We start from the raw sequence: 16,886 nt of genomic DNA on the forward strand, positions 1-16,886 counted from the left end.
ATCACCGTCGAACCACTTTTGAGCACAAGCGGCAGAGCTTGACGCGTGTCTTCTTTTAGCTCGTAAGCGGCAAGCACTCCTTCATCTGCGCCAAGATAGATGCGTTCCTCCCGTGTGGGTTCTAAGCCCAAAGCCACACCAAGGCTTTTGTCATATCCAAGTACGGAAAGAGTTGAACCCAAGGGCAAAGCTGCTACAACAGAGCGTGCCTGCACCAGCTCACGTGAGGTTTCAGCAAAGTCTGCAGCTCTACTTAGATCACAGCAAAGCAACACATCAGCAGCTCCAAGCTGTGTGGCATCAAGTCCGCTCATACCAACATCGATAAAGCTTGCGGTCGTACTGGCTCCAGTAGCCTTTTCAGCGCGTTCGTCGGCCTCATCAAGCAAGGCAGACCACGCTGCCTCATCATGTCTTAGCCACGACTCAAAGCCCCAACGATGCCGTAACAAATTGGGTGCTCTGTCATCGCACTCTGCTTGTGCCTCTGCAAGCAGAACCGCTGCCCCTGCTCCTAGTACCAACAAAGTTGATGTTTGGTGCCTACAAAGACGATACCAACCACCCGTTGCCAAAAGTGCTGCTGCATAGTCGGGACGCAAAGATTCACGCAGAGTAGATTTGCGCTGGCCATCGCGATGAAAAAGTGGCTCTCCCGCCAGCTCAATACCTATCACTGCTCGCTCACGCGAAAGACGAACAATAACCGTCAAATCTGCTTGGCTGGGATCTGTGGCCAATCGCACGCCACACATCTCTGCCATACGGTCAGCAATAGCATCTTTAGCACGCAAGGCTGTAAAACGAGTATTACGGAGCTCAGCATTAGTGCCATGCGCATCAACCGAAATGCTTGCTGTACGCACTAGTTCGTCTTCCCACGCAATGTGTGAGACACCCTCGTAAAGCTCATCAGCAGTACGCGCACCCACACGCGCCAAAATTGCAACCACGCGAGAGGCAAGGCGCGACCATAAGCAGACACGATAAGCATCTGCCAGCTTGCCTTCAAAACCAACCTGCCCGTGTAGAGGGCGCACACGAGGCGTGCCCAAAGCCCGCAGTTCATCAGCGAGAAGGCTTTCAAATCCTGCAGGGCAGCTCGCAAAAAACTCCATTATTTCCTCCAGCGTGATTGCGTAGGTCAACGCGCCTCTTTAATGCTTACGGTAAAAGGCTGCAAGATCGGCATCCATTGCCTCGAGAGTGGGAACATCAACATAGGCCATATGACCACAGCCATAGCGATGGAATTCTACGCGTTGCTTGATTTCATCAGAGAGGAACTGTGCAGAAAGATCATGGACAACATTCCAATAGGTTGTCGCTGCATCGTAGCGACCACCAAGCACACACATCTTGATAGTGGGATCGCGGCGCAAAGCACAGGCGAGATCGATGGCAACATTGGGAGCGCCGACTTTTTCACCTGTTCCTGCAGCTTCGTGCTCCCAGTCCCACTTCGTGCCAACACGCTCATAGTTGTTGTCAAGATAGCGAGCAGGACTACGATAGCCCAAGCTATCACGTAGGAAGGCACGGAAGGCATTGTTCCAGACCGCATTCACTGCATCGTCAGCAGCATCCTCACTGACAATCCAGTCAGAAAATTGCTGATAGCCTGGCGCATCAGACACAAAACGCATATCTAGGCGGCCACAAACTTTGCCCTCATCCGCCAGAATGTGACTACGGAAATCCTCCAGTGATACACGCAGATGGCGAAAGACAATGTAGTCAGCAGACAGACCAATAAGCTCAGACATCTGCTCGGCCACCTTGCGCTCGCGCTCCTTGCCTAGGCGGTCGCCAACAAGCAAAGCAGGGGCATAGACCTCATCAGAAAAGCTCATTGCCTTGTCAAACCAGCTGTCTACATCAATGTCTTTGCCTGCTCGGCCAAAGAACTGTGCTGTTGCAGCAAATGTCGGCAGCATACCCAGGTAATACAAATCCTCGCCCGGAAGGGTCTGTACCCAATCCCAAATTGCAGACAGCATGGTCACACCAGTTAACTTGACGCCACGCTCGCCCAAAAGACGCATCAATACCGCATTGCGGACAGTGCCATAGGACTCGCCCAACAAATACAGTGGACTCGCCCAGCGACCCTCGCGCTCGAGCCATTCAGTAATCGCACGGCAAAAAGCATCGGCATCCCCATCAATGCCAAAAAGAGACTTGGGCTCTGCATCTGCAGCAACTGGTGAAAAACCCGTACCTGGCGCGTCAAAAAAGACAAGGTCAGAATATTTCAACAAGGTATGAGGATTGTCAGTCACGAGAGCAGATGAACAGAGATGGTCGGTACCTGAAGTCTCTACACGCAAAGGACCAAAACCGCCAAAGTTGATAGGCACAGATGCGCAACCAGGCCCACCGTTAAAAAGGAAGGTTACCGGACGCGTGGGGTCAGATGTACCCTCAGCATCAACTGCAACATAAGCAAGATGAAACATCTGAGCTGTCAGGCGGCCTGTATCATCACACACATCGACATGACCTGCCGTAGCAATATAATCAATGGTCTTTTCCTCACCCTTCCAGCTAAGGCGCTGGGATGCAGCCTTAGGTACAGGCACGGTTCCCGAACCCTGAGCTATCCAAAAGTCACTCTTTTTTGTAGGGGTTGCGGTAGGCGTTGCCACCAGCTTTCCCTCAGTTTCTTCTGCCATATAAACCTCCTTAAAATTACGCCGAAGCGCAGTACTTGTCGACAAACACTATAGGGCAGACAAGCAAGACTCGACCTGCCATCCACACTTCTTCTCTGCATCTATGGGTCTCAACTTGCCCCATCCCTACAAAGAGATAAAATTATATGTTCAGTGTGCGCTAACACTTACATCACACATAGAATAAATACAGCATGTTGTTTGATGTCTGCGCAGATAGATACGTTGTTTGGAGCGTCATGAGCATAGCCAATATGCCTAGTGAGGGACCTTCAAAGACTCCTTTGGGATCCGTCAAAGACTTTTCCCGCAAAAAAAGTCGCTCACACAGAGCAGCACGCGGAAATGCGGGTATTCCGTTTTCTATGGGTATGGTGTTGGTAACCTTAGGCGTGGTCTACGGCGACATCGGCACCAGCCCCATGTATACCATGAAGGCAATCATGGAAGGCAACGGCGGACTCAAAACTATGAGTAGTGATGTGGTTTTGGGTGCTTTGTCTCTGCTGATTTGGACCATCACCTTAATTACAACGGTGAAATACGTCCTTATTGCCATGAAAGCAGATAACCACAACGAGGGCGGTATTTTTGCTCTCTACAGCCTCGTGAGACACTGTAGCAAGTGGCTACTTGTCCCCGCTATGGTGGGCGGAGCAGCGCTCTTGGCAGATGGCATCCTCACTCCTGCCGTCACGGTAACGACAGCTATCGAGGGCTTGCGTACTATTGATGTGGTCTACAACATCATTGGTGATAATCAGCATATTGTTATTGGCATCACCATTACCATACTCTGCGCACTTTTTATGATTCAACGCGCAGGCACCTCTACCATCGGCAAAGCCTTTGGTCCCGTCATGACGTTATGGTTTGGCTTTTTAGCAGCCATTGGTTTGATGAATATCATTACTACAGGAAATTGGGGGGTGCTGCGCGCACTCAATCCTATGCGTGGTGTTATCTTCCTTTTCTCAGATATCAATGCAGCAGGTCTTATGGTGCTCGGCAATGTCTTTCTCTGCACCACTGGTGCCGAGGCGCTGTATTCAGATATGGGCCACGTTGGTAAGTCAAACATCTACGCAAGTTGGCCTTTTGTAAAACTCTGCTTGATTTTCAACTATCTTGGTCAGGGCGCCTTTATCTTGGCAAACAGGGGTAACACTAGTTTGTATGGCATTGAGCAGCTCAATCCCTTCTTCGAGATGGTGCCCGAAAACCTCCGTATATTTGCCGTCATTCTTTCAACCTTAGCCGCCATCATCGCTTCTCAGGCACTCATTACTGGCTCTTTCTCCATCGTTAGTGAGGCTATTCACCTTAATCTGATGCCCCACCTTAAAATCATTTATCCTTCCAATACCAAAGGTCAGCTCTACATTCCTTTGGTCAACACCATCATCTGGATTGGCTGCATCTTTGTCGTGTTGCTCTTTAGGACCTCCAGTCATATGGAAGCCGCATACGGTCTGGCAATTACGGCAACGATGCTCATGACCACCGTTTTGCTTTTTGTCTATCTCCATACCATCCGCCACAGGCCACTGATTGCCTATGTGTTCCTTGCTTTCTTTATTGCACTTGAGGCTATGTTCTTTGTCTCGAGCCTGACAAAATTTTTGCACGGCGGCTACTTCACGGTACTCATGGCGGCGGCGATTTTCTTTGTCATGTATGTATGGCGTCGCGGCACCGCTATCGAACGTACACAGACAGTCTATTTGCCCGTCAACAAGTACATTGACCAACTCCGTGACCTTAGTCACGACGAAAGCTATCCTCTCACAGCAGACAATCTGGTGTTCCTTACAAACGATTCCAGCCCCGATAAACTTGACCGAGATATTCTCTATTCAATTTTGAACAAGCAGCCCAAACGCGCCCGCGCGTACTACTTCCTTAACGTGAAGGTTACTGACGAGCCTCGCACGCTCTCTTATTCGGTTAACAATTTTGGCACTGACTTTGTCTTTAAGGTACAACTACGCCTGGGCTTCCGCGTCAATCAGCGCGTTAACCAGTATCTTTATCAGATTGTCTCCGATCTTGTGGGGTCTGGTCAGCTGGCTCCACAACCACACCGCTACTCTATCTACCGTAATGCCAGCAGTATTGGTGACTTCCGTTTTTGTATGCTGCGCAAGGAGATTTCACCTGAATCTGAGATCTCAGGTGGTAATGCGGGCATCTTGACGGCAAAGTACGCTATCCGCCGTTTCTGCGGCTCCCCCGCCCGTTGGTATGGTCTAGAAAACTCTTCCAATCTCATCGAATACGTGCCGCTGTTTGCCAAAACAAAGCACACACACAAACTTACCCGCGAACCTTACAAGCGTGGCAATACCGCAGCTTCTGCGCCAGTTACTGCTATCCCTGAAGTCAAAGCTGAGGAAGAAGAAAACGATCTCTTTAGTGATGAGTTGCGCAAAGCTCGCGAGGAAGCAACACATGCCGCAGCTACTACCCTTATCGGTGGCGATACCGCAAGCTTCCAGCCACTGGTAATTGACGAAGATGTCGAAGATGATGATCTGCTTGCCGATGGCGAACTAGGCCGTGAAGAGGACATCGACTAAATACGCATAGGTACATACGTACGCTGTGTACCTACCGTCTTGGCGCCTGCATAGCTAAGGCTAAGCAACCCTTTCATATGCAGGCGTTCAAAACTCTACCAAGCGGCTCGAGAAGTTTCCGATAAAAATTGCCGCAAGACTGCTTATTGAACCCAATGTGGAGAAACTGCCCTGAGAGCGTAAGCAAACGCTGCGGCAAAAACTACAAGACCTGCCAGAAGGCTAGCGCTCGGCAAGGGGCACATAGTCTTGGTTGGTCATATAGGAGTTATAAGCAGGACGAATAATGCGAGCAGCACCATACATTTCTTCCATGCGATGTGATGCCCATCCAGCCAGACGCGCCAGCGCAAAAATAGGCGTATAGAGCTCCTCGGGTACACCAAGCATCGAATAGACAAAGCCTGAATACAAATCAATGTTGGCACAAATCGCCTTGTCTGTACCACGAACCTCTTTCATGAGTTCAGGCCCTATACGTTCGATGGATTCGATGAGGCCCAGTCGCCCATCATCGCCCTTTTTGTAAGCCAGTTTTTCCGCGTAGGCACGCACAACTTCGGCACGAGGATCGGTCTTGGAATAAACCGCATGTCCCAAGCCATAAATCAAGCCGCTGCCATCAAAGGCCTCTCCTTTGAGAATGCGTGTAAGATAACATGCCAGCTCGTCCTCGTCATCCCAATCACCCACGTTTTGGGCAATGTCATCAATCATGTGCGAAACCTGCGCATTTGCACCACCATGTTTGGGGCCCTTCAGCGAGCCAAGTGCACTGGCATAGGCAGAATAGGCATCTGTTGCCGACGATGACAACACGCGGCACGTAAAGGTCGAGTTGTTACCACCACCATGTTCAGCGTGTAGCATAAGCATAACGTCGAGCATGTGTGCTTCATCGACGCTAAAGCCCTCATCACCACGAAGAATATCAAGAACCGTTTCGGCCATGGAGTAATCTTCACGCGCAGGCGGCACCAATAGCTGGCGGTTTTCCTCAGATGCACGATATGCTTCGGCGGCAACCGCAGCCATACGCGGCCAGCGAGCAAGCAGCGACACTGCCACATCAATCTCATGTTCAGGCGAGGTATCATCGGGCATGGGGTCAAAGGCATAGAGCATGAGCGTTGCACGCTGCAATACATTCATAATGGAATGACTGTAAGTCGCCCGCGGAAAGCCGCGCAAAAAACTATCTGGTAGCTGACGTCTCATGCCAATACGAGCTTTGAAATCTTCCAGCTCCTCGGCGGAGGGCAGAGAGCCCGAAAGCAGTAGGTAGGCAACCTCTTCATAGCCAAAACGATCTTCATTAGTTGCACCATGTACTAAATCAGCAATATCATAGCCGCGCAGGGTCAGACGCCCTTCATCAGGCACTACCCAACCGTCAACTTTGTTGTATCCATGTACATTAGAAATTGTAGTGAGGCCCACCAAAACGCCTGAGCCATCAGAATTGCGCAAGCCACGTTTGACATCATAGCGCTGATAAAACTTTGCCGGCACCTTGTTAACTTTATCCATACCGTGATACAGCTGATTGGCAACACCTGTAGTACCCATCACTTCAGATGGCATGGGATACGGATCGCGCATATGATCAAACGCTGAGGTTCCCGTCTCAGTTAGACGATGACGTACCGATTCACCCAACGGCGTATTAAGACCACCATCTGCTTCAATGCGCTTCACACGCTTGAGGCGACGAGAAATCTCGCGCATATCTTTGTCAGCACGCTCATAAGCAGGCATACTATGAGCGCTTTGCTTGTCATGATTGTTATTGATAGCTGTGTTATTCTTTTTTTCGACTCCATTTGCGGCCATACTGGTCACCTCACCTACAGCCGATACATATAACGAAAGACATCCTCGCGCTGCAGCATTATCTGCACACCAAGCTGCTCTTGAAGCTCAACTAAACGAGACTGGAGATCGGCAAAGTCACTTTCTCCCGCACTTAAATCCACCAACATAGTCATCGTAAAAATGCCCTGAAGAATGGTCTGGGAAATATCCAAAATATTGGCATCTGCCTGTGCCAAAACTGTAGAAACTGCCGCAACAATGCCAGGACGGTCTGAGCCCAAAACGCTCACCACCGCACGGTTTGTCTGCTCGCTCCTCTGCGAAGCCATAGCTCATCCTCCTCACGTGTGCTGCGATATCGCACACTCTGTGTACATCATGTTCAAGCTATCCTATTTTAGCGGCTCCCACGTTCTGCTCATATATGGCTACCTATACTGTTTCTGAAGCGAAACTCTTTTTGCTTTTATGTGGCACAAGCTGCACGTTTATAACCTGCATTGCAACAGGAGAGGAGCCGATATGAACGATTTTGAATGGATGTCGCCCACAAAGTTTATTTTTGGTCACAATGCTGAGAAAAAAGTGGGGGCCTGGGCGGCTGACGAAGGATATAAAAAGGCTCTTGTACTGTATGGCAAAGGTCATGTTGTGCGTTCTGGCTTGCTCGATACCGTATTAACCTCATTGGACGAGGCGGGCATTACTCATGTTGAGCTGGGCGGCGTGCGTCCCAACCCTGAAGTGAATCTCGTGCGCCAAGCTGTTGAGCTTGCACGTAATGAGCAGGTCGACTTTGTGCTCGCCGTAGGTGGGGGCTCCGTGATTGACACGGCTAAAGCCTGCGCCATCACTGTCCCCAATGATTGGGATGTATGGGAGTTCTTTTCTCATGGCAATCCTTTGCCCAAAGTTAAGGCATTAGCCGTAGCAAGTGTACTCACCATTCCTGCTGCTGGTTCTGAAGCCTCAAACTCCTGTGTCATTTCTAACGATGAGTTGGGGCTCAAAAAAGGAATCAACGGTGACAATATCCGCTGCAAGGCAGCCTTTATGAACCCTGAACTCACGCTTAGCCTGCCTGCGTATCAAACGTTTGCAGGTGTTACCGATATGATGATTCATATCATCGAGCGTGTGTTTTCTGCCTCTGGTGACGTACCAGTAACTGATGCTATCGCTTTTTCGCTGCTGCGTACCATCCGTTCGGCAGCTCTTGTGGTGCTACGTGATCCCAACAACTACGATGCGCGCGCTAGCCTCATGTGGGCATCAACATTGGCCCATAACGGACTGTGCGGTAATGGCCGCGTTGAAGATTGGTCATCTCACGGCATGGAACACGTCTTATCTGCGATAAAGACCGAAGTTACCCATGGTGCCGGCCTTGCCGTTATTGTTCCTGCTTGGCTACGTCATTGTTATCAGCAAAACCCCGCACGCGTAGCACGTTTAGGTGCAGAGGTCTTTGGTGTTGCTCAGACTGGCTCTCCCAAAACCGATGCTCTAGCCGCAATTGATACTCTACAGGATTTTTTCTGCACGATTGGCATGCCCCGCTATCTTGATGAGTTTGGCTTTGTTCCTGCAGATGTAGATCAGCTGGTAGAAGGTCTACGCACTCATAAAGGCGATCATGTGGGTTCGTTCAAGCGAATGAATATGGATGATGTACGTGCTATTTATAGTTCTGCTTTTGCAAGTCAAAACTAGAGTGCCTGCCGCTGTCAACCACAGCTACAGCTAACAAAATAGCCGCAAGCCTTCAAAGCTGCGGCTATTTTTATAAAAAGCCATCTGGCGTCAAGACGTCTGTCTAGTGTAAAGACATGAGCGCAGTCTACCAGCCCTTTTTAACTTGCGCCATCTACAAAGTAACGTAGAATGTTCAGCTGCTAGTTATCTTCTGGATGTTCTCCTTCGGAAGCCACAAAAAGCGTGGTGACATCCTCTGGCGTCTTATCCAAAGCAACTGCAAGCTCAGTAAGCGAACGTTTACGTGCTTTTTTAAGAATGCGCTCATAGGCTACGGGCGGCTTTTTGCCAGCTGCCTTAAGATCCTCAATACGCTGACGGAAAGTCTTGACAATGCGCACAGAATCGCGGCAATCCCCATAGCGAATCTCATCGGTAAAGTACTGCTCTTCAAGGGCATTACTGCGCTCTTTATGGGAGTCAGGTGCCATCGTAGGATAGTCATCAATAATCTCGACAGCCTCATCGTGGCTCAAGATGGGCCGCAAAGTATCTTCGCGCGCAATTGGAAAACTAATACGCATAGGATTTCGCTGACCAACAGGAGTCAGCATATAAGAGCTCATTGGCTCATCAACAATCCCTTTGATCTGGCAGACACCTTGACCAGGATGAACGATGAATTCTCCAACCTCAAACATGTATAAACCCCCACCTCAACTGCTCATATTTCTATTAATACTAGCACGTCAAGGCAGAAAAATAATATTTTTTTCATTTAACTCTTACAAAAAGCATCAATTTACGCTATTTTATTACATTTACTCTTTTTCATAGATTTGAGTTAACCAAGAAACAAACTTGTCTTCCGCATTGCCCTCGCATTCAGCAAGCTCAAATCCTGCCCCCCATACAGGCATAAAAGCCACCTCTTTAATACCCTTATAGGCCTTAAGCGCCAGTGCCAAATTGACTTCATCAGCAAAGGAAGTCGTATTCGAGAAGAGGCCTGCATTGATACGCCAATAAGGCGCCACCTTGATACTGCCCTTACTCTTGGAAGTATCCGCAATGAAATGCAGAGGGCTCATCATCTGAACGCGACTTGCAACATCCAGCTCAAAGGTATCGGTTTTGCTGAGATCTTCTTTCCAATCAAAAGCATAATGAGCATCCCAGTCTTTGAGCTTGCTATAGCTGTCCTGGTGGGCAGCAATTTGCTCAGCCATAATCTGGTCAAAGTGCAGCGAAGTTTCTTCACCTACACCAAAGAGCTGATTGATGGTCGAGGAACGGTCGCAGGCATCAAAGGCACCCACCGTATGCTGTGCGGGCCGACATGCCTCAACAAAGTCCCAGAGATTGGTTACATTCGCTCGTTGTGCCGTAGCACTATAAACCAGCCAACGTGTCTTACCTGTAAGGGATCCAACGTAACTCTCGATAGAATCATAGACTGTCGCTTCTACCGTTCTTACACCACTTGGAGTATTGGCTTTTGTATCGCTAGAATGTGCATCACTCGCTGCATCACTTGCTGCTGTAACGCTGGCATAGTTGCTCTTTGCCAAAGTTGGATCACCAGGAAAAAGCGGAGTATTTTGATCTGTCGGCGTATAGGTATAGGGAAAAGCAGTGGCCGAGAAGAACTTGCTTGCGGCAGCTTCTACCAAACCCAACAGGTAGTCGTAGTAATTACCCGAGATGAGCGAACCGTCTTCAGCTGCATCCAAACTGAGCGGCTTACCTTCTTCATCAAGCAGACCTAGCTTATTGACATACTTACCATACGCAGTGGCAAGATCTGTCGAGAGCGCTTTGCCAAAGCTTCCTTCTGCACGAGCGCCCTCATGTGAGAACTGACCCATCATCCACTCGTAAGACGCATCAGCAGCATCAAGCGCGGTGATAGGACACCATGCACCAACACCTTGGATGGCATCAGAAATAGTCTTGCCCTCTTCTCCATCATGCATGGCAGCACCAATTTGTTTGAGATAAGGCTCAAACTCAGAAGAGTCACCCGAGCTACCAAGGCAAGCAGCAATGCCGCCACCACCACCAAAACCAAAGGCAAAAATTCGATTTGTGTTACCTGGCAAAAGGTCTTTGTTGTAGCGCAAATAACGTATTGCTGCCTTGAGATCAACTACAGGCCAGGGGGCACCACCTGCAATAAGCTCAGAGGTATTGCTTTGTGCTATTGCTGAACGACCACGGAAACCAGCATAAACGTAAATAAGACCTGCCGATAGATAGCGCGTAAGACCGGTATAAGAAAAGCCCGTCGGACATGCTTGAGCCTCAAAACGTGCAGAGTTGAGGGGTATCATAATGGGTGCGCTTGCTGCGGTAAAAGAGGCAATCTTTGCATCAGGCACCAGCGTGCATTCGTAGCTCCCATTAAGGCGTTTTTTGCCTTCAAAGTAGGGACCGGGTACAAAAATCGCAAGAGACTCATAGGCTTCGGTTGCAGGATGCAAACAATAAGGCACACCAAGCTGGTAGTAGCAGTCAAAGGTGGTGTCGTAGTTCCATGCACCCATATCAAGCTTGAGAGCTGCAAACTCTTTGAGATCAATTTCAGCTTCAGCAGAACCTTGAGAAGCCTTTGGATTGTTTTGCTGGCCCTCCTCCTTATTAATAAACCAAGAAAAATTGGGCTGGGCGCAGGCGCTAAGACCTGCCATAGTTGCAGCCGATGCCACTCCAAGGAATGTCCTTCTGCTTACACCCATTGTTGCCTCCCCAAAGCAAAAACTTATCGAATTGTGCATTTGATACCTTATAGTTTGCACAATTTTGCGTCCTAATTCGTCTATTGTAGACGGAGAATGAGTTTTCACGAGAGACCTACATGGCGTGTAAGGGGCTGCCCATGCTGAAGTGGTTCAAGCGCGCGAATAAAACGCAACAAAAAGAGGTCAAAGAGGCTGTCGATTTGGGTTCTGCAAGCTCAGATATACACAAACAAGCAGACCTTGGAGACGCTGACACAGCAACGCTGCGACGCGTACATTTTGTTTTTCGTGGACAAGTGCAAGGGGTTGGCTTTCGCTGGAACGCACGTAACTGTGCTAATGATTTGGGGTTGTGTGGTTGGATACGCAACGAATGGGACGGCTCAGTCACGATGGAACTACAGGGCAGCTCCGAACGCATTGCGCGCTTCTTTACCCTCTTTAACCAACAGTATCGCCATTTTCAAATCGATTATGTTATCGACGAAAAGGAAGATATCCCTCTTCGTCAGGATGAAAGCGAGTTTAAAGTAATTTTTAGCTAGAGATGCCTAGGTAGCCGGACACGATACTATATAGTCCTAATCATCAATCTCAAGCTTTTCGATAACTGGCTGATCATCTTTGGCAATAGAACCGTTGCTATCTGTAGGTTTTGCTTGTTTGCAAATCTCATCGACAACATCCATGCCGTCAGTAACATGGCCAAAGGCAGCATACTGCCCATCAAGAGACTCCTGATAGCTCTGCATAATAAAGAATTGCGACGAGGCAGAATTGTTATCTTGGGCGCGTGCCATCGCAATAGTACCTCGCGTTAACAGAAGCTTGTTGTCAACCCCATTGGCACTAAACTCTCCTTTGATGGTGCGATCAGAACCGCCAGTTCCGTCACCCTTGGGGTCACCGCCTTGCATCATAAAATCCTCGATAATGCGATGAAAAGTAAGGCCGTTGTAGAAGCCGTCCTTTGCCAAGCGACAAAAATTGCTAACGGTAATAGGTGCAGAATCTGCATCTAAAACAAGCTTGATTGTTCCGTAATCCTTGATGATAAGCGTGGCATGATGGGTTCCACGACCAAATTCATCATCAGGAGCAACCGCGGTAATAGTGCTTGCATTTTTGTCTTGAGCAGTACCTGCAAGAGGATCGGTTTTTATTTGGGTTGAGGTAGTAGAACCTGCCTCAGTGTGGGCAGAGCCGCTGGACGTGACGGTTGAATCTTGAGAGGAACAGGCAGTTAGTGCAGCCAAACAAGCAAGACTGCCTGCGGCAATGCTTGTCAAAAATGTCCTTCTTGAAAGAGTGAGCAGCTCTAGGGAACTGCGTGGGGTAGTTTTATTATTCAGCATACAAAAAGCTCCTCTTATTTGAGTTAGGCCACATCAAAACTAGTTTAGCTACAGCCTACATCTAGCAAATACACTCAAATCTTCTTGACTGCATTATAAGGGCATCGGAAGCATAGAGTTCCTATACTGTCGAGTGATAAGAGGATTTGAAGCTATTGGAGCTGATGTCGCATGGAATCGACACTCACTCGTTTGTGGGAGCATATAAAAACCGCTGACCAAAAGCGTATTGAGGCACAGAAGCGTGTACCGGATGTCGAAACAAGCAGGGCTATTGCCTATCTCAATGACGGTAATCCCTTGCATGTATTAAGTATTTCTCGCCCTAAGAGCAGTGCGGGGCCGATAACGCTGCCGGTGATTGTGGATATTCATGGAGGCGGTCATATGTATGGAGACCTGCTGGTTAATCGCAATTACTGCGAGTATCTCGCATCACAAGGTTTTGCGGTAGTCAATATATGCTATCGCTTGCTGCCTGAAGTTGATTTGTCGGGCATGGTTCAAGATTTGTGGGCAGCCTTTGGGTGGCTGACACAACATGCCTCAGAGGAGTTTTTGGATTTGCAGCACTGCTTTATTACAGGAGATTCTGCTGGAGCCCATTTGAGCATGTTGGCATTATGCATTGGGAGCAAAGCAGAGTTACAGCAGATATATGGCACGACTGGACTACCGCTCAACTTTAAGGCGCTCGCGGTAAGCTGCCCTGTGACAAATCTGACTCCCTATTATGCACCAGGTCTATTTGGCAGGCGTGCTGATGTAGAAATGCGTCAGATGTTTTTAGGCAAGCAGGGCGAGAATGCCCCTTGGGCCCCCTATATGAGCATAAGCGAGGTATTGCCAGGCGCCACGCTACCACCCGTGCTAGTAATAGGTTCAGCAGACGACAGTCTGAAATTTCAAACACAGGCTTTGCTTGAACTGCTGAAAAACAATGGCTGCCAGTACAAGGCGCTTATCTGGGATAACAACTCTGACAAGGTATTAGGACACGTCTTTAACATCGGCTTCTGGGATCAAAAAGAAAGCCTTGAGACCAATGACGCTATGCTTGACTTCTTTCTCACGAACGCTGGCTAGGCCGCCTGTGACATATTTTCCTGCGGACAAACTCTCGGTGTCTCCTACTTCTCCTACAGATGGTTCGAGCTTCGACGCCTCAAATGACAGATGGTTCATCTTTCGACGCCTCCAACAAAAGATGGTTCGAGTTTCGACCTGCCCGTCCATAAAACCGCAGGTCAGAATTTGAGAAAACTCGAAGGATGAACCATCTGTTCTTATGGGGACCGAAGGATGAACCATCTACGCTCATGGGGATCGCAATGCGAACCATCTACGCTCATGGGGACCGAAGGATGAACCATCTGTGCAAAAGGCCACAGACACGAACACCCCAGAAGGAAAAAGCGTAAATCAGCTATTAAGCAGGGCGAGAACCGCACGCTTTGCTTCCAAGAAAGCAGATGTGAGCTCAAAGTCAGCATCACTCGACCCGCTCTTGCGCTGTACCAAAACCTCGCCCACAATATGGCTTGGTTTTCCTGCAGATGGATTGCCACCCAGCACATATACTCTACTTGCCAAGGCAACTGCTTCATCTACATCATGGGTAATCATCAACGCTGCCACGCCAAGCTCTCGACTTGTCAACACAAACCACTCGCGCAGGTCTTTGCGGGTAATTGCATCAAGCGCCGAAAACGGCTCGTCCAACAGCATCACATCATTGCCCATCAGGTATGTACGCAAAAAAGCAGCGCGTTGGCGCATACCACCCGAAAGCTCCGATGGCCACTTATCCTCGGTATCAGCCAAACCAAAACGCCCCAGCAACGGTCGTGCTTGCTTGTGTGCCGCCGCTTTGCTCATGCCTTTAAGCGTTAGCGGCAGACACACATTGTCCAGCACCCGTTTGCTGGGGATAAGCAAATCTTTTTGAAACATGTAGCTCACATGACCTGGAAAGCCCGTCACATCTTTCCCGTGAAGCAGAACCTGCCCCTCTAAAGGTCGTGTAAGCCCAGCTAAAGCATGCAAAATCGTAGTTTTTCCACAGCCTGAACGCCCCACCATGCAGACAGTTTCACCGGCATCCACCGTAATATTTACATCAGCTACAACAACGTGTGAGTCATCCCAAGACAAGCTCAGCTGCTGCGCTTTTAGAGCAGGTACCGTCATAACATCATCCGCAAAAACAGAAGAATTTTCAAAGGCCGCAGAACTCATAGTTATGCCTCGAGGTACTGAGTATCAAAGCCTGCATTAACATCAAGCTCTTTTTCTACCAACTGATTATCGTTGAGCCACTTATAAAAGCTGCTCCAACGAGCAGAATCAATAATGCCCCAGCTCGTAGCGTCAGCCGTATACTGACCTGCAAGGAATTCTTGGCTCTTCTTTACCAAGTCAGCATCAAGTTCAGGTACCTGCTTGCACAAAATATCTGCCGCCTCATCTGCATGGTCAACACAGAACTCATAGCCCTTCTTGACTGCACGCAAAAAAGCCTTGGTAACTTCAGTATTCTTCTTCATATAGTCAACGTTACCTGCAATAACAGGCGTGTAGTAGTCAAAGGTCTCATCAATTGAGATAAAGGAGAAGTAGTTCACATCGACCTTCTGCAGAGCAGCTTGTTGTACAGCCCAGCCTTCGTATACCCATACAGCGTCGTACATCTTTGACTGAAGACCCGCAACATCGTCATTGGTGGTATAGGGTACCAAAGATACCTTGGACCAATCTCCCCCATCCTTTTCGACGATTTGCTTCATAGTAGCTTTCTCGATGGGCATCTCCCAGGTAGTGTATTTATGGCCCTCCAGCGCCTTGGGACGAGCAATACCATCTTCCTTACGAGACATAATGCCTGAGGTATTGTGCTGTACCATCGCAGCGATTGCAGTAATGCCTGTATTGCCTCCAGCGATATCGTTAGCAATATAGTCCTGATACGACACGCCAAACTGAGCCTGGCCCGTACCGATCATTGCGTCGGCTCCGTCTTCGGCAGGCTGGACAATCTCCACCTCGAGACCCTCATCGGCAAAGTAAGCTTTTGCAGCAGCAACATAGATGCCCGTGTGATTGGTATTGGGTGTGTAATCCAAACAAAAGGTCAGTTTTGTTGTTTTTTTAGCTGCACGAGAACCGTTTGCTGCATGTTCTTTTTCCGCATGAGCACCACAGGCAGCAAGCGCTAGGCTGCCTGCTGCAGTTGCACCAGCAGCTAAAAAATTACGGCGAGAAATATCCTGAGAAAATTTGATGTGCTCCATTATTGGTCGTTCCTTTCTGCCTTAAGCCAAGGCATTACCAATCGCTGCATGAGATCAACAGCTCTCATGAGCAGCAGCGACAAAGCTGAGATAAGAAGAATTACGGCAAACATTCGATCATACGAAAATGACTTGCGGACACGAGTCATATAAACGCCCAGTCCCGCAAAACCGCCGAGCCACTCGGCGATAACAGCGCCGACGATGGCGTAGGTAGCGCTAATACGCAATCCAGAGAAGAAAGATTCCAGCGCAGCAGGTAGCTTTGCATTGATAAACACTTGCATCCGTGAGGCACCCATCGTACGCATAAGTGCGATGAGGTCAGGATCTACCGAGCGAAATCCTGCAACCAGTGACACAGTTATCGGAAAGAAGGTCGAGATAACAATGAGGATAACTTTTGGCGCCAGGCTATAACCAAACCACAGCACTAACAGAGGTGCTATGGCAATCGTAGGCACCGTTTGGCTAATCGTTACTAAAGGATTGAGCGCTAGTGCAACCGTCTCAAAGCGATCCATCAGCACAGCGACCACAAAACCCAGCGCCACGCCGATTACAAGACCTAGAGCCGCTTCTATCAGCGTCGTTATTGAGTGGCTCGCAAGCAAAGCAGCATCGTAGATGAGTGCTTGGACCACTTGGATGGGACTGGGCAGCATAAAGTTGGGCACCCAACCCGCTAAGCAGGCAAGTTGCCAAAAGGCAAGCAGGCCAATGATGGCTATGCTAG

14 protein-coding genes are annotated in these 16,886 nt (G+C 49.0%); 4 read left to right on the forward strand and 10 right to left on the reverse strand.

Annotated features, from left to right (window positions below; all coding sequences use genetic code 11):
* Both Q0X25_RS03935 and Q0X25_RS03940 read right to left on the reverse strand, forming a co-directional pair.
* Nucleotides 1–1,148, reverse strand: a 1,148-nt coding sequence (locus Q0X25_RS03935; protein ID WP_298579165.1) for a THUMP domain-containing protein, incomplete at its 3' end; no start/stop codon positions are given.
* 9 nt (nucleotides 1,149–1,157) lie between these two features.
* Nucleotides 1,158–2,675, reverse strand: a complete 1,518-nt coding sequence (locus Q0X25_RS03940; RefSeq protein WP_298579167.1) for a S10 family peptidase — start codon at nucleotides 2,673–2,675, stop codon at nucleotides 1,158–1,160.
* A gap of 365 nt (nucleotides 2,676–3,040) precedes the next feature.
* Between Q0X25_RS03940 and Q0X25_RS03945 the strand changes: the two genes are divergently transcribed.
* Nucleotides 3,041–5,254, forward strand: coding sequence for a KUP/HAK/KT family potassium transporter (locus Q0X25_RS03945; RefSeq protein ID WP_298579178.1), 2,214 nt, complete (start codon nucleotides 3,041–3,043; stop codon nucleotides 5,252–5,254).
* Nucleotides 5,255–5,476: 222 nt separating this feature from the next.
* Here Q0X25_RS03945 and Q0X25_RS03950 read toward each other — a convergent pair whose 3' ends face one another.
* Together Q0X25_RS03950 and Q0X25_RS03955 are read right to left on the reverse strand one after the other, a co-directional pair.
* Entirely contained in the window at nucleotides 5,477–7,087 is a 1,611-nt protein-coding gene (locus tag Q0X25_RS03950) for a citrate synthase (protein ID WP_298579168.1), read from the reverse strand.
* 14 nt (nucleotides 7,088–7,101) lie between these two features.
* The gene (locus tag Q0X25_RS03955) at nucleotides 7,102–7,398 is read right to left on the reverse strand and encodes an ACT domain-containing protein (protein WP_298579169.1); all 297 of its coding nucleotides are present in this window, start codon (nucleotides 7,396–7,398) and stop codon (nucleotides 7,102–7,104) included.
* A 193-nt stretch (nucleotides 7,399–7,591) separates the two neighbouring features.
* On the opposite strand from Q0X25_RS03955, the gene Q0X25_RS03960 reads away from it, so the two are divergent.
* Nucleotides 7,592–8,782, forward strand: a complete 1,191-nt coding sequence (locus Q0X25_RS03960; RefSeq protein WP_298579170.1) for an iron-containing alcohol dehydrogenase — start codon at nucleotides 7,592–7,594, stop codon at nucleotides 8,780–8,782.
* Between the two features lie 182 nt (nucleotides 8,783–8,964).
* Here Q0X25_RS03960 and Q0X25_RS03965 read toward each other — a convergent pair whose 3' ends face one another.
* Nucleotides 8,965–9,465, reverse strand: a complete 501-nt coding sequence (locus Q0X25_RS03965) for a CarD family transcriptional regulator (protein ID WP_298579171.1) — start codon at nucleotides 9,463–9,465, stop codon at nucleotides 8,965–8,967.
* Nucleotides 9,466–9,585: 120 nt separating this feature from the next.
* Nucleotides 9,586–11,502, reverse strand: a complete 1,917-nt coding sequence (locus Q0X25_RS03970) for a subtype A tannase (protein WP_298579172.1) — start codon at nucleotides 11,500–11,502, stop codon at nucleotides 9,586–9,588.
* Between the two features lie 140 nt (nucleotides 11,503–11,642).
* Here Q0X25_RS03970 and Q0X25_RS03975 point away from each other — a divergent pair, with 140 nt between their 5' ends.
* Nucleotides 11,643–12,050, forward strand: coding sequence for an acylphosphatase (locus Q0X25_RS03975; protein WP_298579173.1), 408 nt, complete (start codon nucleotides 11,643–11,645; stop codon nucleotides 12,048–12,050).
* Nucleotides 12,051–12,086: 36 nt separating this feature from the next.
* Here Q0X25_RS03975 and Q0X25_RS08520 read toward each other — a convergent pair whose 3' ends face one another.
* On the reverse strand, nucleotides 12,087–12,860 hold the full coding sequence (locus Q0X25_RS08520) for a peptidylprolyl isomerase (RefSeq protein WP_367270390.1): 774 nt from the start codon (nucleotides 12,858–12,860) through the stop codon (nucleotides 12,087–12,089).
* Between the two features lie 171 nt (nucleotides 12,861–13,031).
* Between Q0X25_RS08520 and Q0X25_RS03985 the strand changes: the two genes are divergently transcribed.
* Nucleotides 13,032–13,946 carry an alpha/beta hydrolase gene (locus Q0X25_RS03985; protein ID WP_298579174.1) on the forward strand — a complete coding sequence of 305 codons (915 nt, stop codon included), beginning with the start codon at nucleotides 13,032–13,034 and terminating at the stop codon, nucleotides 13,944–13,946.
* 336 nt (nucleotides 13,947–14,282) lie between these two features.
* On the opposite strand, the gene Q0X25_RS03990 is transcribed toward Q0X25_RS03985, so the two are convergent.
* From Q0X25_RS03990 to Q0X25_RS04000, 3 genes are all read right to left on the reverse strand, one after another.
* Nucleotides 14,283–15,098 (reverse strand): ABC transporter ATP-binding protein, encoded by an 816-nt coding sequence (locus Q0X25_RS03990; RefSeq protein ID WP_298579175.1) that lies wholly within the window; start codon nucleotides 15,096–15,098, stop codon nucleotides 14,283–14,285.
* A 2-nt stretch (nucleotides 15,099–15,100) separates the two neighbouring features.
* Nucleotides 15,101–16,150 carry an ABC transporter substrate-binding protein gene (locus Q0X25_RS03995; protein WP_298579177.1) on the reverse strand — a complete coding sequence of 350 codons (1,050 nt, stop codon included), beginning with the start codon at nucleotides 16,148–16,150 and terminating at the stop codon, nucleotides 15,101–15,103.
* A partial coding sequence (locus Q0X25_RS04000) for an ABC transporter permease (protein ID WP_367270391.1) occupies nucleotides 16,150–16,886 on the reverse strand: 737 nt, incomplete at its 5' end. The genes Q0X25_RS04000 and Q0X25_RS03995, both read right to left, overlap by 1 nt.

Source organism: uncultured Olegusella sp. (assembly GCF_947253395.1).
GTDB lineage: Bacteria > Actinomycetota > Coriobacteriia > Coriobacteriales > Atopobiaceae > Olegusella.

Bases quoted from the DNA above. Each gene is read 5' to 3' on its own strand.
- Q0X25_RS03965 (WP_298579171.1), bottom strand. From the start codon at position 9,465: ATGTTTGAGGTTGGAGAATTCATCGTTCATCCTGGTCAAGGTGTCTGC.
- Q0X25_RS03955 (WP_298579169.1), bottom strand. From the start codon at position 7,398: ATGGCTTCGCAGAGGAGCGAGCAGACAAACCGTGCGGTGGTGAGCGTT.
- Q0X25_RS03985 (WP_298579174.1), top strand. From the start codon at position 13,032: ATGGAATCGACACTCACTCGTTTGTGGGAGCATATAAAAACCGCTGAC.
- Q0X25_RS03995 (WP_298579177.1), bottom strand. From the start codon at position 16,150: ATGGAGCACATCAAATTTTCTCAGGATATTTCTCGCCGTAATTTTTTA.
- Q0X25_RS03990 (WP_298579175.1), bottom strand. From the start codon at position 15,098: ATGAGTTCTGCGGCCTTTGAAAATTCTTCTGTTTTTGCGGATGATGTT.
- Q0X25_RS03940 (WP_298579167.1), bottom strand. From the start codon at position 2,675: ATGGCAGAAGAAACTGAGGGAAAGCTGGTGGCAACGCCTACCGCAACC.
- Q0X25_RS08520 (WP_367270390.1), bottom strand. From the start codon at position 12,860: ATGCTGAATAATAAAACTACCCCACGCAGTTCCCTAGAGCTGCTCACT.
- Q0X25_RS03970 (WP_298579172.1), bottom strand. From the start codon at position 11,502: ATGGGTGTAAGCAGAAGGACATTCCTTGGAGTGGCATCGGCTGCAACT.
- Q0X25_RS03975 (WP_298579173.1), top strand. From the start codon at position 11,643: ATGCTGAAGTGGTTCAAGCGCGCGAATAAAACGCAACAAAAAGAGGTC.
- Q0X25_RS03960 (WP_298579170.1), top strand. From the start codon at position 7,592: ATGAACGATTTTGAATGGATGTCGCCCACAAAGTTTATTTTTGGTCAC.
- Q0X25_RS03950 (WP_298579168.1), bottom strand. From the start codon at position 7,087: ATGGCCGCAAATGGAGTCGAAAAAAAGAATAACACAGCTATCAATAAC.
- Q0X25_RS03945 (WP_298579178.1), top strand. From the start codon at position 3,041: ATGGGTATGGTGTTGGTAACCTTAGGCGTGGTCTACGGCGACATCGGC.